This is a genomic window from Cyclobacterium qasimii M12-11B (genome assembly GCF_000427295.1).
GTDB lineage: Bacteria > Bacteroidota > Bacteroidia > Cytophagales > Cyclobacteriaceae > Cyclobacterium > Cyclobacterium qasimii.
In genome coordinates, this window is sequence record NZ_ATNM01000018.1 from 123,588 (window position 1) to 139,002 (window position 15,415).

The following is a 15,415-nucleotide window of genomic DNA, read 5'->3' on the forward strand; positions in this document are numbered from 1 at the left end:
CTCTCGAGGCTTTTTACTTTAGGTATTACGCTACTATTAGGAAATCAACCCATTGATAATTGATACTTCTTGAATGAAAACTGAAATTTTTCATTAAATAGAATTGCCTGATCTGTTGTTTCTCACCAACAAACCAGGCATAAAATTTTCATTACGTAAATTAAAGGGAATATATTCAGTCCAGCAACTCTGAGCCGTTTAAGATTTCAATGAGGTGCGGATGGCTTCAGTCTTTAACCGGAATAAAGCAAAACAGACAATTCTGATCAAAATTCATCTGATGCTGGGACTAACTGTGCACTCAGATCGGGGGTTTCCATGTTCTTGTCAAAAGGAAACATGGGCCTCTTTATACGTTTAAACTCCAGCCGTTCCAGGTCTTGATCCACTCCCCCAGGAGTGAGAGCCATTATCCAATCTGCTCTCATGTCATAGAGTTCGGGTACGAGGTATCCAATTTTAACCACCACAATATCTGTTTCTCTAGGTATTAAACCAAGATTGGTAAAATCACTTTCTCTATGATAAGGTTTCCTCTTTTTTGTGACAATAACATGTACGCTCCCGACCTTAACAACGACCTCTATTTCAGCATTTTTATCTCCTTTTTCTATTGCCTCTACAGTCCCAGATAATAGTATTGGAGGTGAAAACCGGTCATCAACTGCTGCTCCTGCTTTTGCAGAAACCTTGCCACCTACGCCTACTTCCATAGCAGCATCTACCAATTCAGGGCCTGGAATGGAAGCGTATATTAGCGAAGGACCCGACTCAGACTTAAATTCCGGTCGATCTAGTATTTCTTTCAGCGTCCAGGTAACATCACCGGCTCCACCAGCTGTAGGATTGTCTCCCATATCACTGATCATAAAGGGTTTTACTTCACTGTCTATGGCCATATCCAGGCTCTCTTTCAAACTGGCCGTTGGGGCGATAAAATCAAATTCATTTCGCTTTTCCCAGAAACTGCTGGCTAGTTTTTCTGCTGTCTGGGTAACTTTTTCTTTGGAATCTCCTGTCACCATCACTACTGCATGGTTGCGTGGCTCATCTGCCCAGGCATACCCTACCCAAATGGCCGCGTCGATTATCCCGTCTTGTTGTGTTAACGGATTTATTTCTGCGTAAAGGCTCTTTCCAGGTTCTACACGTGTACTTGTTTTTTCTCCAGGAAGCAAAATAGGAACAGGTACCCATGCTTTGTAAGCTGGCTTTCCTTTCCCTGATTCTAAGCGGTCCAAAAGGTTATCTACTGCACGCTTTTTGGATTCAAGTGCATCTTCATGAGGGGCCATCCGGTAACAAGTTATTAAATCCGTATTCCCCGCGAGCCTCCATGAAACATTGCCATGTAAATCCATGGAAGTAGAAATAAGGGTTTCTTTGCCAATCACTTCCCTTATTCTTTCAATGAAATCGCCCTCGGGATCATCTAAACCTATAACACTCATGGCGCCATGAATATCAAAAAACAAGCCATCATAAGGCAAGTTTTCTTTTAACCTATCGAGGGTTTCACCTACAAGTGATTCGTAAGCCTCTCGGGAAACAATCCCTCCAGGAATTGCATGACCTCTCAAAGTTGGAAACCACTCAGCCCTTGCCCTATTGGCAGAATCTTTGTCCATAAATGGGTAATAATTAAAAATTTCCTCACCTCGGCGGGCATGGAAGGCATCTTTTTCTGAAACTGCTGGTGAAAAAGTACTTGATTCTATGGCAAGTCCAGCAATAGCTACTCGCGGTAATTGTCTATTTTCATTTTTAATTTCTCCAGAATTGTTTCCGCAGCTACTTAAGAACAATGAGGCATTTATTAGCCATATCAGGGAATAGAATGAAATTTTTCTTAGCATAGTAGTATTATTTAATGATAAAAAAGAACTGATTTTGAATCTATCGCCTATTGTCATTCAAAATAAGTTATTTTTCAACATATAATCTATATAAGTAGTATAAATTATAATTTTATGCTTTTACCTCTTAAATGTAAACCTAGGATCAATCCGAATAGGTTTGTATCAGGGGCTTTAACAGTAAAAATACGACCTTAAAAAGCCCAAGACCTGTAACCATGAACTTCATTACATGATTTTCGGGTAATTCGTGAATAAACAACTCAATTATTTAACCTTTAAATAATTGCGAACCTTCGATACTGTTTGACTTTTAATGGTTTATTTTAGTATCTTACCCTTTTAATCATAAATATTATTTTATGACTACAACCGACAGGGAATCTCCTATTTTTACTGCCTGGAATAAAGCGTTAAACCAGTTTTCGAACCAGAAAAAAATTCCTGGACTTGTTCTTAGCATTTATAAAGAAAATTCAGAGCCATTGCTTTGGTCGGGTACTACTGGGGACGTATCCTTGGATCAGCCCTATTATATTACTGAGTTAGGAAACCTCCATCTGTTGGCAATTGTGCTGAAATTAAAAGTCAGGGGCTTATTAAAAATGGATCAGCCCATTACAGACTTTCTTATCGAAAAAGATTACGAAGGATTAATTAACATTCGGGGAAAGGACTATACCCCTGAGATCACCATTTCTCATTTACTCTCGCAGAATTCCGGTATCCCTGATTTTTTAAATTATTCCAAAGACAAGGAGAATCCATTGAAAGAAGACCTCATCTCTGGAGTAGACCAAGCATGGAATTATGCTGAAGTCCTCAAAAGAACAAAAAGTCAAAAACCTGATTTCCAACCAGGACAATCAAAAAAAAGAGTATATTCTTCTACCAATGACCAGCTTCTTGGTAAGGTCATTGAAAGTATTAATGGTGAGCCTTTGGAAAAGACCTTAAATGATTTTCATTTCAGAAGACTTTCTATGAACCAAACCTATGTTTATAAAGACCCAAATGATAGAACTCCCTCACTTTTTTCTTATAAGAACAACCCTTTGAATTCACCTCTGGCCATGGTTTCTTTTGGTGCTTCTGGAGGCATCGTAAGTACAGCCAAGGACTGTCTATCCTTTGTTAAAGCTTTTTTTCATGGCCATCTTTTCCCTCTCTCCGAGCTGGAAAACATAAAGCAATGGCTTCCTATTAAACAAGGTTTGAGTCAAGGCAAAGGACTTCTTCGCTATCAAAAGCCAGGCATCTTACTTACAGCTACCAAAGGTCCTGAAATCATTGGGAATTCAGGTTTTACCTCTGGTGCATTTAGTTTTTACCTACCTGAATTCCAAACCTTCATGACAGGGACTACCAACCAACACGATGACCCTCTACTCCCTTACAAACTAGCCTCCAATATGTTAAAGCATTTTTAAATAAACATTCCTATCGACTCCTGAGCCAATCGGGCTTGGTAGTCTTAATGTTTGCCTGCAATTGGTTAAGTAGATTGTACAAGCCAAAATAGGTTCGGTTGATATACAACCCATGTCGTGATCCCCTGGCCTGCTTTGATTTTCTAAACATCTTGTCATTTGAAATCTTATCTCCCAAGGCAAAAATCATCTGAAAATAATCATCATCTGCAAAGTCAAATGTTTCTACATGAAATGGTTTTCCAAGCAATGATATCATTTCCTTGAAGGTATTTTTGAAGTAGCTTTTTTCAGTTGGAGAATCCCTGTCAGATATAAATTCCAAATCATAAAAGATCTGATCCAATTCTTCTTCTTGGATCAACAAATCCTTTTTAATCAATGAAAAATATCCTGAATAGAAATCTTCAGGAATTACTTTCACACAACCAAAATCGATCACTGCCAATTCGTTTTCTCCTTGAATAATGAAATTTCCAGGATGAGGATCCGCATGTACTTGTTTTAGGCTATGGACCTGGTGGTCATAAAAATCCCACAATGTTTGTCCAACCCTATCTCTAGCCTCCTGAGTCGGATTTGTTTCAAGCCATTCTTTTAGATGCTTCCCTTCCATCCAGTCCATCGTAATCACTCTAGCACTACTCATCTCTTCATAGTACTTTGGAAAATTTAAACCTTCAATATGGCCACATGCTTCTGATATTTCTTTGCTCCTTATGACCTCCAACTGATAATCTGTCTCCTCAAGTAATTTCCCCTCCACTTCATCCATATAATTGTCCAACTCACGTTCATTCATATTCAATAATCGGAGTGCGAATGGCTTTACCAATTTCAAATCTGACCTCACACTAGACGCTACTCCTGGATATTGAATTTTAACTGCAAATACCTTGTCTCCTTTTGTGGCTTTATGTACCTGACCTATCGAAGCAGCATTTACAGCCGAAGTTGTAAATGTATCGAATAAGCTTTCAGGACCTTGTTTAAAGTATTGATTGAAAGTTTTTACTACTAAAGGGTAAGATAAAGGTGGCGCGCTGTACTGTGCCATGGTAAATTTATCCTGGTAAGCTCTGGGAAGCATGTTTTTATCCATTGCCATCATCTGGGCTACCTTTAGCGCACTGCCTTTAAGCTCACTTAACGAGTCATAAATGTCTGTAGCATTGTTTCTATGAAGTTCATCTTTATTCATTGAAGGATTAACCACTTTTTTGGCGTAGTGCTTCATGTAATTCCCCCCGACCTTGGCTCCTGTACTGATAAACTTGGCTGCTCTCTGCACTTTCGTGACAGGTATGCTCTGCTGCTCATTTAATTTCTCTGTCATCGTCTATTTGGATTGGAATAAGAATTTAGCGAAATCAACAAAACTGTCCACAGCTGATTTCCCCATTAAATCAAAAGCCAAATTGACTGACTTTTCTATGGCCGCATCTGTTTTTTCGAACCCTGGAGAATCATCTTTTAACCAAAATCGAAATACAAACATAACTTGTAACCACATGGCCTCATGATATTTGTCTGTCAAATAGGGCCTTTCAGCAATTTCTTCAGTTTCCTTGCCTTCATTTACGATACTATTGGCAAAATCCTTAAATTTTAATTTGAATCCCTTTAATTCTGAAGGGAAGCTACGGTCCTTCAAGGGTACATCGCCGTAAACTGCAAGTAAATAAGACCTTCGTTCTTTTAGTTCTTCAATCCAGGTAAATAAAAAACCCAGTAGTTTTTCCCTTGAAGTATAGGTCTTGTAAACTTCCTGACTCTCCAAAGAATGAACGGTATTGTCAAATATTAACTCCCATACTGCTTTTTTTACAGCATCAAAAGAGGTGAAATACTCGTAAAAAGTAGCCTCTTTCATTTTTAAGTCTTTGGCAAACTTAAAAACAGACGCTGGCTCGTGCCCAGTCTCTAAAACATGATTGATATACCCTTCAATAATTTTACTATCGTCAGTTTGCTGATTTTTAGTTTTTTCTGTCATTTTCAAATACTGATTTAGTCTCCCCCTATTAACAAGATAAGTGCCCTTGTGGTTTGTTAATTGTTGTGAAATTTTCTAATTAAAAATTATATCCTCTTAGATAATAAGTAAATTCACGAGGGTTGAATAAAAATTTAAACATCTATTTTTATTTTTTCGTTATTTATAAAAAGTTTAACCATACCATTCCAATGTTAAAGGCCAAAAACACCCTTTTATCAGTACTTCTCATAGTTTTTTTTAGCACTACTTCATGCGAAAGAAATACAGATGAATCACCTCAGGATCCTAATCTTGTTAAAAATGCCATTTTAGAAAGCATGCAAGAATGGTATTACTGGAACGACAAATTACCTAGTGTTGTGAACGTCAATAGTTATGGGAGTAATGATGAATTACTGTATAACCTAATGTACGTTGAATTGGACAGGTGGTCTTACCTTACTACAAAGGAAGATTTTGATGATGCGTTTACAGGACAAAATATAGGACATGGATTTGGCTTTGGGTTAAATGAAGACGATGAATTATTTGTGTCTTTTGTATACGATGATTCGCCCGCCGGAAAAGACGGATGGCAAAGAGGTTGGCAGATTATTGAAGTAAATGGCAAGCCAATAGCTACTTATAGAGTAGATGGTGGTTATAATTTTAATCTGGGAGAAAATGTGCCTGGCATTTCCAATACTTTCACCTTCAAACTACCCGATGGAAGTACCACTTCCAGAACCAACATCAAGAGTGATTATCAGGCCAACTCTGTTCTACATAAGGAAATTATTGAAGAAGGGAATAAAAAAATCGGCTATTGGGTTTACAATAGTTTTAAAGCAACGGCTAATTTAACGCCTACCAAAAGTTTGGAAGTAGAAGAAACATTAAATTATTTTGAATCAGAAAACATCAATGAATTAATCCTTGATCTAAGGTACAATGGAGGAGGTTCGGTAGATGTGGCAGAGCAAATAATGAATGCTTTAGTACCAGCTGAAGCCAATGGTAAATTAATGTATACCAATGCATTTAATACCGACAAGGACGAACTTAATGAGGCTTCTAATTTCGAAAAGCTCAATAATATTGATTTAACAAAATTGGTAGTACTTACCTCAAGAGGGTCGGCCTCTTCAAGTGAACTGGTAATAAATTGCCTAAGACCTTATATGGAGGTGATATTAATTGGTGAAACCACCTACGGTAAACCTGTAGGGTCTTTCCCATTGTCTTCATTTAATCAGACATTGGATCAAAATAATGTGGAATTGGTTCCCATTACCTTTGCCATCGCAAATGCTTCCGGTGAGGCTGAATATTATGATGGTTTCCCTGTGGATATTGAAGCTTCAGATGACCCTTCTGTCAATTGGGGTGACCTTGAAGATGATAAATTGTCCAGTGCCATATCCTATATCCTATATGGAAGCCTGAATTCAACTTCGCGACTTAAGCCATCCAAACAACAGTGGCAAATGATTGATGGTTTTACTGGACTTCAAAAGGAATTCCCGGTGTATTAAGCCAAAATGCACATTGGCTATTCCCACATGTTAAATTTCATGACTTTCCTTTATCCAATCTGTTGGATTGAAAATAAAAAAAGGTGGCAGGATAATCATCCTACCACCTTTTACTTTTCAGTATCAAATAATTAATAACCTGGATTCTGTGGAGCCAAGTTTGGATTAACATCCAACTCCAGATTTGGTAGCGGCATCAAATAATCTCTTGATGCGTCAAAATTAGCATGCGGTTCAAGGCTGTTTGATCCTTTAAAAACTACATCACCTAAATTTCTCCTTTTGATATCATACCATCTTTTGTATTCAAAAGAAAGTTCAATTCTTCTTTCTTCAAGTACCAGATTGATGAATGATTCTTTATCCATCCCAGTTTGAACATCTTCAGGGAAACTATTCATTTGCCCTGCCGCATTTCTAGCTCTTTCTCTAATAGCATTCACCAAAGAAACTGCTTCAGCTGTAGGTCCATTGTTCACTTCAGCAGCCGCTTCTGCTGCTATCAATAACACTTCACCATAACGCATGGCGGCATAGTTATTATCTGAATACCTACCATCAGAATTACTGTTACCAGGGAACCTTCTGTATTTTGCAATGTGTGGCCTTTGTGTGTTTTGAAACTCAGTATAGGATACCATTATTCCATTGACCAATGCCTCATTTTCGAAGCTAACTTGCTTTCTATAGTCTCTATCATCCCAAGTATTGTAAACAGCCATAGATGGAACGCATACACTCCAACCAAGATCGTCTGCACCTCGAATACCTGTCATTGGAGGCATGATATCATCATTTGCTCCTCCAGCACCATTTTGCTGTCCTAAGAAATCAACAGAAAATATGTGTTCTTTTTGGTTATCAGCCATATCTGCTCTGAAGAGGTTTTGATAATCAGGTTCCAAGTCATAGCCAAACCTGTCCTTATTATCAATTACCCATTTGGCTTCTTCATAAGCGGTTGCATAATCTTCAAGCGTAAGGTTTACAGAGGCTAAGTAAGATGCCGCTGTTCCTTTAGTAGGTCTAGACCTTACGTTGCTGGGTTGGTTATCAGGAAGGTATTGTTTTGCGAATTCTAAATCTGCTAAAATCCCTACATAAACATCTGCAACAGAAGTCTTGGAAATATTTTTAACTGCCTCTGGATCAGTTATAAAATAATCTATATAAGGAATCTCCCCAAATACGCGTACCAAATGATAATAACTAAATGCTCTTACAAATCTGGCTTCGGCTATTAGTTGATTACTAACCGCCTCGTCTAGTTCCAAACTTTCTGCACCTGCAATTGCCGCATTGGCAGCTCCAACTACCTGGTACCAATAAGGCCAATATACCCTTACCATACCATTGTTATCGTCCATATTGAAGTCATTTACTTGCTGCCTTTCAGCAGGAGTACCTCTGTCCCCAATATCCACCATATCACTTCTTAACATGATGGAAGTGACAAATTGCCTACCATATAGCCTTTCACTGGCTATCCACCCGTAAGCACCAAAGATGGCTGTTTCTACATCTTTCTCTGAGTTAAATAAACTTTCCGGTGCCAATAAGCCTACAGGCTTTTCTTCTAAGTCAGCACAGCCTGCAAATAGACAGGTGGCCGCCAATACCAAAGATTTATATATATTCGTTTTCATGATTGTTTCTGTTTTTTTCGATGCTTAAAATCCAACATTAAGACCTACGGTATAACTTTTTGCATTAGGATAACTTCCATAATCCAATCCTAGATTTCGGTTGCCATCTGTAGCGCCATCAGAACGATAATTCACCTCAGGATCATATCCTTCATATTCTGTAAAAGTCAGGATATTCTGTGCACTAACATATAACCTCAGCTTTGATATATTCAAGCGATTTACTATGGTTTTCGGGAAATTATATCCTAAAGAAAGATTCTTTAACCTGGTAAAGGTCCCATCATATATCCATCTGGTTGAAACCCTACGGGTTCTTCCGTTAAATGCCATAGGAACATCTGTTTGGGTATTGGTAGGTGTCCACCTATCAAGCGCTGCTGTAGTAGCATTGTTAATACCTGACATCAGGTTAAGTTCCATTAAGGTATAGCTCAGGATATCATTCCCAAAAGAACCTTGGAAGAAGATATTAAGATCGAAATTCTTGTACCTAAAGGCATGATTCCATCCCCAGAAGAAATCTGGATTGGGGTTGCCAATAATTTCTCTATCATCACTGTTAAGGATTCCATCATCATTAAGATCCTTAAATTTCTCTCCACCGGCTTCCTGTTCAAAACCTCCACCAGGTATGAAATCATCACCTTCCTGATAAACTCCATCATAAACCCAACCATAAAAACTACCTACTGGATAGCCTTCTTTCAATAGTTGAGTGGTACCTAAACCTACCATATGTCCAGGACCTGATCCATATTGTATTTCAGTTCCTTCTGGTAAAGAGAGCACCTTATTCCTATTTCTGGAAAAATTGATGTCCATGTCCCACTGGAATGCCCCTACTAGGTTTTTAGAACCTAAGGTAAGTTCAACGCCTTTATTTTCTACCTCACCAATATTTCTCAGTTGAGTGGTATATCCTGAATATTGAGGCAATTGTACAGCAAATAATAAATCAGAAGTTACCATCCTGTAATATTCTGCAGAGAAAGTTACCCTATCATCCCAAAACCCTACATCAGTTCCGATATTCAATTGCGCTGTAGTTTCCCAAGTCAAATTTTCATTGGCTACAGTGGTAGGTCTTACTGCGTTTACAGGTACTCCATCGATAATGGTGAAAACAGGTGTGAACCTGGCCAACGTTTGATAAGGAGAAATGGCCTGGTTACCAGTAATCCCATAACTACCTCTCCACTTCCAAAAACTGATAAGGTCTGAAGTTTCAAGGAATTGTTCATTTTTCATATTCCATGCAATCGCTCCAGAAGGAAAGAATGCCCATTTATTGTTTTTGGAAAATGTAGATGAGCCATCGTACCTCGCGTTAAAAGTAATGAGGTATTTATCCCCTAAGGAATAGTTTAAACGTCCATAATACGAAGAAATTTGCCAATCTGTTAAAGAAGAATTTGGTGCCTGCCATACTGCTGAAGATCCAAGATTCCAAAAAGAAAAGGCATCGGTAATAAAAGAAGTACCTCTAGCCCCAAAACTCTCGCTTTCGGAGGATTGGAAAGAATACCCACCCATGGCCGAAACAGTATGATCAGTACCAAATGTTTTGGAATAAGTTAGGTAATTCTCATTTAGAACAAGTGTGTTCCTAAAAGCATCAATAGAGGCATCTCCACCTACATTTCTTCCCTCAGTAACAGATGTCGGCGCATAGGTTCCAGTCCTAGAAGTATTGGCCGTTGCGCCCAAGGTAGTTTTAAATTTAAGTCCTTCAATTATATCATATTCAGCAAAGAAATTCCCTTGGAATCTGTCATTAACATTTTCATTTTCCAATTGAGTAGCCACTGCATATGGATTGTCATGCGGATCATTAAGTCTAGCTACTGTAAACGAGCCGTCTGGATTGTAAATGGGTTGATCAGGTTCAAATTTGAAAGCAGAAGCTACTACTCCTGGTGTTAATCCACCAGAATTCTCTTGCGTTCTTACGCCATCACTGTTACTCCTTCTTGCAAATAGATTCAATCCTATTTTGAGTTTTTCTGATGCCTGAATATCCAAATTACTGGTAATACTAAACCTGTTATAATCAGAATTTATGATGACCCCTTTTTGCTCAAAATAGGCCCCTGAAACATAATAATTAACATTATCAGTCCCTCCGGAAATGGAAAGTTGATAGTTTTGGATACCCCCTGTTCTAAAGATTTGATCCTGCCAATCGGTGTCACCACCTGCAGGCTGTATATTCGGTCTTGCATCTGAAATATAATCGTTAAACTGAGCTGCATTTAATAAATCAAGCCTGTTGATTTCATTTTGCATACTGTAGGAAGTGTTGAACTCAATCCTTGCAGCTCCCGTTTTACCTCTTTTGGTGGTCACCATAATGACACCATTGGCTCCCCTTGAACCATAAATTGCAGTTGCAGAAGCATCTTTAAGCACTTCTATTGAGGCAATGTCTTCTGGAGGAGGCATTGCGGCACCAATAAATCCATCCACCACAAATATAGGGTCACTGCTTGCATTGATAGAAGTACCACCTCTTACCCTTACTTTCATACTAGCGCCAGGTGCGCCATTGTTTGATTGAATTTGAACTCCGGCAGCTCTTCCTTGTAAAGCCTGAACCGCATCAATTGCTGGGTAAGCGGTCAATTCCTCAGCTTTGACAGAAGAAACAGCCCCTGTAAGGTCACTACGTTTCTGCGTACCGTAACCTACTACTACTACCTCTTCTAAAGAAGATTCATCCATAGTCATGGTTACATCGATGATGGATTGGTTTCCTATACTAATGATTTGAGACTCATAACCAATATAGGAAAAAACCAAAGTAGCTCCATCGGGAACAGTTAGGGAATAGCTCCCGTCTAAATCAGAAATAGTTCCAGTGGTTGTTCCCTGAACAGATATGGTAGCACCAGGCAATGGTTGACCTTCATCATCTTTAACCACCCCTTTAATTGCTTTATCTACTACCGCTACCGTCAATATCTCCGCACTTTTTGTAAGTCGAATGTCAATTTGGTCATTGACTTGGCGGAAACCTAAGGTAGTTTGTGAGGCGATCTCTTTCAAAAATGATTCTATACTAGCACTCCCTTTTGAAAGCACCAATGATATATTTTCATTCACATCTGACTTATCAAATGAGAAAGTGAAAGCAGTTTCTGATTCTATTTTAAGGAGAAACTCCCCCAAGGTCATTTCATTCTCAGTCACACTCACCTTTACATCCTCTATGCTATTAAACTGAGCATTGACATTTAATGCCAAAACCAGGTTAAAGAAAATGAGCTGCAAGGAAAACCCGTATAGCAAATAGCGTGACAATAGGTAGATTGTCTTTTGTAATTTAAATTTCATAGTTTTTTGGTTTATTGATCAATCAAAATATATGGTTTAGGCATTACATATTTTTCTTTGCCTAACTTCCAATTTTTAGGGAATTCTCCCGCTTTTCTGAATTTATATATGCATAGCATTAAAACTTTAAGTGAATATTTTTCTTATTTATATCATAATTAAAATTCTCAATGAAGGACATCCTATCCAACACCAAATCAAGGTTTTGATTTTCATACCTGCCACTTAACTTCCAGGCCTTCGATGGCTTTCCTGAGACTTGGATGTTCACACCATACCAACGCTCAAGGCTTTCAACGACCTCACTAAATCCAGCATTCTTGAATGAAAGCAGGCCATCTTTCCAACCAATTGCTGTTTCTGTAGTAACTTTTAAAATTTTAATTTCCTTTTCCGTTGGAATATATTGCAGTTGTTGACCTGGCTCAAGTATATAACTCTCATCCAATGCCTTAGTTTGGATTTTCACTTTACCACTAAGTAAAGAGACCAATACTTGTTTTGGATTAAAAAATTTACGTTAAAAGAAGTACCCAATGCTTCGGTTTCCAAATTACCGGAAACTACTTTAAATGCTCTTAAGGTGTCTCTCTTGACCTCAAAATACCCCTCACCTATCAATACAACATTCCTCTCAAGAGAATCAAACTCCTTAGGAAATGTTAATTGGCTACCAGAATTTAACCAAACAGAAGACCCGTCTGGAAGTTTGAAATTCAACTTTTCTCCGCTATGCGTAATTTTAGTAATTAAAGCAGGTTGTATCTTCTCAATTTCCTCTATGGGATTCTCAGACCCTATAAATTGATTTAACAAATAGCCTGAATAGCAGGTTAAAACTAAAATTACGGCAACTTTATACCACTGTTTAATGGTCAACCATGATTTACTCTCCTTATAATCAAACGAGTAACGAGATAATTCAGATGAAACTGCTTGATCATTTGCTAAGATATTTTGCAGCATTCGGGACTTAACGTCCTGAGAAACATGAAGAGGCTTGTGTTTTAATCCAAGAAGAATCTCCCTGGCCTCCTTAACTTCAGGTAAACTATCAGGATGCACACGAATCCAATTTTTCCAATAAATATCCAATTCCTTATTAGGATGTAATACCCATTGAACAAATTCAGGATTTGTTAATAATACTAGTGATGTTTCCTCTTTGTTACCCATTTTACGATACCTTCAATCACATAAGGACCTTAAAGGCAAAATGACATCACTTAATTGTGAAAATTTGTTAAAAAAAATTATGTAGGCTTAAAACAGAGTGTTTCAGTTTGACTGGTTTTACTCCTATAACTTTGTAAACCAAACCTTTACTCCATAGCATTCTTAAGTGTAGAAAGGGCTTTATACACCAAATTTCTCGCAGACTTAATATGGGAAAAACCAAATAACTCACTTATTTGGCTATAGTTCAGATTTTGAAAGTAAAAATAGTAGATAGCTTCCCTTTTTTTTTCGGAAAGAAGACTTAATGCTACATTAAGTTTTTCGGATTTTTCCAGTTCAATTTGTTGGTCAATTAGAAAGTCTTCATGAGAAAAAGTTATTGAAAAACCTTCTTGCGATTCCAATGAAAAAGAAATTTTGGACTTTTTAATCTCCTTTATTAGTTTCCTCTTCATGCATTTCATTAAATAAAACTTAATGCAATCTGTTGAGCCAAGTGATTTTCTTCTTTGTCTAAGGTAAATAAAAATATCCTGTACACAGTCCTCAATAAGCTCTTGATTTCCGGTAAGTTGGTAACCGTAGTTTAGAAGCAAACTGAAATTCTCATTGTAAATTTTGATAAATGCAGTTTCACTCCCCTCTTTAAATTGCTGCCACAAGTAAGCATCACTTACCCTTAACTTTTCATTTGAGTGATTTTCAAACGGAAAGTTCTTGACAGAACGGTTATTATTTGGGTAGGGCTCATTCATTAATTCCCTAAATGTATAATTTTCTTTTTAAGAATTAAAAAGAAAACACAAACAGCAGTGAAAATGATCAAAAATGGTCCGAAAGTATGAATATAATCACCTTTTGTAAAAAATAATGACTGGATTGCTTAATTAACGAAAATACGATTTAATTTTGCAAGCTATATCAAATTATATCTCAAGTGATTCTAATTGTTTTCTTTCTCCTGCACTGGTATTTCTCCTTGTTTTGCCAAAGTTTTTTCCTTCACAGGTATGCCGCCCACCAAATGTTCGTAATGAACAAATATTGGGAAAAATTCTTTTACGTTTTCACTTGGGCATGCCAAGGAAGTTCTTACCTATCACCTCGCGCTTATGCCATTTTACACAGGATGCACCACGCATACAGTGATACTCCCTTAGATCCGCATAGCCCCCATCATACTGAAAACCTTTTTACCATGATGTGGAAAACGAAAAAGATTTACAATGAACATTTTTCATTTAGGGCAAAACCTGAGGAAAGGTTTGTGAAAGATGTTCCTGATTGGAATAAATTTGATCGTTTTGCAGATACGATGGGAATCCGCATAGGATGGGTTGTTGTATACGTTTTGATATATGTACTTAGCATTAGTGTGTTTGATCTTCCAGGCACTCATTGGTGGATGTACTTCCTATTACCAATTCATTTCATGATGGGTCCTGTCCATGGCGCCATTGTCAATTGGAGTGGTCACAAATATGGGTATGCCAATTTTGACAATAATGACAAATCTAAAAATTCATTGATCTTGGATTTCCTTATGTTAGGAGAGTTATTCCAAAACAATCACCACAGATTACCTAAAAGAGTAAATTTTGCAGTAAAATGGTTTGAATTTGACCCAACCTACCCTATAGTTAAATTACTTCATGCAACAGGAATTATTAAACTGAAATCAGTAAAATGACTCCTTAGGTGATTCCACAAAAATATTTTAAAAGTGCTAAGAATTTATTTTTAGCACTTTTTTACATTTAGACTAACTCAATTAATAACCCATAAAATGAGAATAGATTATCAAGATGTAAGTTGGCCATCTTGGAATATTATCATTGATCAATCCTTTATATTGCTAATTGTTGGTAAAAGCATATTCTTCGTAACAAATTATTTAAAAAACTGTTTTTGAATGACATTTTTGAAAAATACCAAGGGAAACGCCATGTTTTTTTAAAAAAGTATTGCAAATAAAAAACTAAATGGTTAAGTTCATAAAAAATCACCTACATTAATAATTCAATATGAGAGAACTAACAAGAGCAGAAGAGCAGATAATGCAGATTCTATGGGACATCGAGAAAGGGTTTGTCAAAGATGTCTTGGAAAAAATGACCGCTCCAAAACCAGCGTACAATACCGTTTCGACAATCATACGTATTCTTGAAAGAAAAGGTTTTGTAAAGCATAAAGCATATGGAAAATCACACGAATATTATCCAATAGTCTCAAAAGACGAATACAGAAGTTTTACGATTAAAAATTTATTGACTGGGTACTTTAGTGGTTCTTTTGCTAACCTAGCTTCCTTTTTTGCCAAAGATGAACAATTAGATATTAAAGCTTTGGAAAAAATCATGGCTGAAGTGAAAGATGATGTTAAAGAAAACTAATCTTTAATAGCAAACTCTACAAGACCAATATAAAAAAAGGTGAACGATTACTCGTTCTACCT

Annotated in this window: 12 protein-coding genes; 4 read left to right on the forward strand and 8 right to left on the reverse strand. The window is 37.3% G+C overall.

The window, feature by feature from the left end; all coding sequences use genetic code 11:
- Positions 1–266 precede the first annotated feature (266 nt).
- Complete coding sequence (locus tag ADICYQ_RS02110; RefSeq protein ID WP_020890286.1) at positions 267–1,856, reverse strand: M81 family metallopeptidase; 1,590 nt, start codon at positions 1,854–1,856, stop codon at positions 267–269.
- Between the two features lie 362 nt (positions 1,857–2,218).
- Between ADICYQ_RS02110 and ADICYQ_RS02115 the strand changes: the two genes are divergently transcribed.
- On the forward strand, positions 2,219–3,286 hold the full coding sequence (locus tag ADICYQ_RS02115) for a serine hydrolase domain-containing protein (protein ID WP_020890287.1): 1,068 nt from the start codon (positions 2,219–2,221) through the stop codon (positions 3,284–3,286).
- 10 nt (positions 3,287–3,296) lie between these two features.
- Here ADICYQ_RS02115 and ADICYQ_RS02120 read toward each other — a convergent pair whose 3' ends face one another.
- Both ADICYQ_RS02120 and ADICYQ_RS02125 read right to left on the reverse strand, forming a co-directional pair.
- Complete coding sequence (locus ADICYQ_RS02120; RefSeq protein ID WP_020890288.1) at positions 3,297–4,622, reverse strand: ABC1 kinase family protein; 1,326 nt, start codon at positions 4,620–4,622, stop codon at positions 3,297–3,299.
- 3 nt (positions 4,623–4,625) lie between these two features.
- A complete protein-coding gene (locus ADICYQ_RS02125; RefSeq protein ID WP_020890289.1) occupies positions 4,626–5,282 on the reverse strand; it encodes a TetR/AcrR family transcriptional regulator in 657 nt (218 codons plus the stop codon).
- A gap of 191 nt (positions 5,283–5,473) precedes the next feature.
- Between ADICYQ_RS02125 and ADICYQ_RS02130 the strand changes: the two genes are divergently transcribed.
- On the forward strand, positions 5,474–6,799 hold the full coding sequence (locus tag ADICYQ_RS02130; protein WP_040414047.1) for a S41 family peptidase: 1,326 nt from the start codon (positions 5,474–5,476) through the stop codon (positions 6,797–6,799).
- A gap of 131 nt (positions 6,800–6,930) precedes the next feature.
- Here ADICYQ_RS02130 and ADICYQ_RS02135 read toward each other — a convergent pair whose 3' ends face one another.
- The 5 genes from ADICYQ_RS02135 to ADICYQ_RS02155 all read right to left on the reverse strand — a co-directional run bounded on the left by ADICYQ_RS02135 (position 6,931) and on the right by ADICYQ_RS02155 (position 13,715).
- The gene (locus ADICYQ_RS02135) at positions 6,931–8,445 is read right to left on the reverse strand and encodes a RagB/SusD family nutrient uptake outer membrane protein (RefSeq protein ID WP_020890291.1); all 1,515 of its coding nucleotides are present in this window, start codon (positions 8,443–8,445) and stop codon (positions 6,931–6,933) included.
- A 24-nt stretch (positions 8,446–8,469) separates the two neighbouring features.
- Complete coding sequence (locus ADICYQ_RS02140; RefSeq protein WP_020890292.1) at positions 8,470–11,781, reverse strand: SusC/RagA family TonB-linked outer membrane protein; 3,312 nt, start codon at positions 11,779–11,781, stop codon at positions 8,470–8,472.
- 118 nt (positions 11,782–11,899) lie between these two features.
- Positions 11,900–12,250, reverse strand: coding sequence for a FecR family protein (locus tag ADICYQ_RS02145; protein WP_040413988.1), 351 nt, complete (start codon positions 12,248–12,250; stop codon positions 11,900–11,902).
- Complete coding sequence (locus ADICYQ_RS02150) at positions 12,247–12,957, reverse strand: FecR family protein (RefSeq protein WP_020890294.1); 711 nt, start codon at positions 12,955–12,957, stop codon at positions 12,247–12,249. The genes ADICYQ_RS02145 and ADICYQ_RS02150 overlap by 4 nt, the downstream gene beginning before the upstream one ends.
- A gap of 146 nt (positions 12,958–13,103) precedes the next feature.
- Positions 13,104–13,715 (reverse strand): RNA polymerase sigma factor, encoded by a 612-nt coding sequence (locus ADICYQ_RS02155; RefSeq protein ID WP_020890295.1) that lies wholly within the window; start codon positions 13,713–13,715, stop codon positions 13,104–13,106.
- Between the two features lie 182 nt (positions 13,716–13,897).
- Here ADICYQ_RS02155 and ADICYQ_RS02160 point away from each other — a divergent pair, with 182 nt between their 5' ends.
- Together ADICYQ_RS02160 and ADICYQ_RS02165 are read left to right on the forward strand one after the other, a co-directional pair.
- Entirely contained in the window at positions 13,898–14,650 is a 753-nt protein-coding gene (locus ADICYQ_RS02160) for an acyl-CoA desaturase (RefSeq protein ID WP_040413992.1), read from the forward strand.
- Positions 14,651–14,984: 334 nt separating this feature from the next.
- Positions 14,985–15,353, forward strand: coding sequence for a BlaI/MecI/CopY family transcriptional regulator (locus ADICYQ_RS02165; protein ID WP_020890298.1), 369 nt, complete (start codon positions 14,985–14,987; stop codon positions 15,351–15,353).
- Positions 15,354–15,415 lie beyond the last annotated feature (62 nt).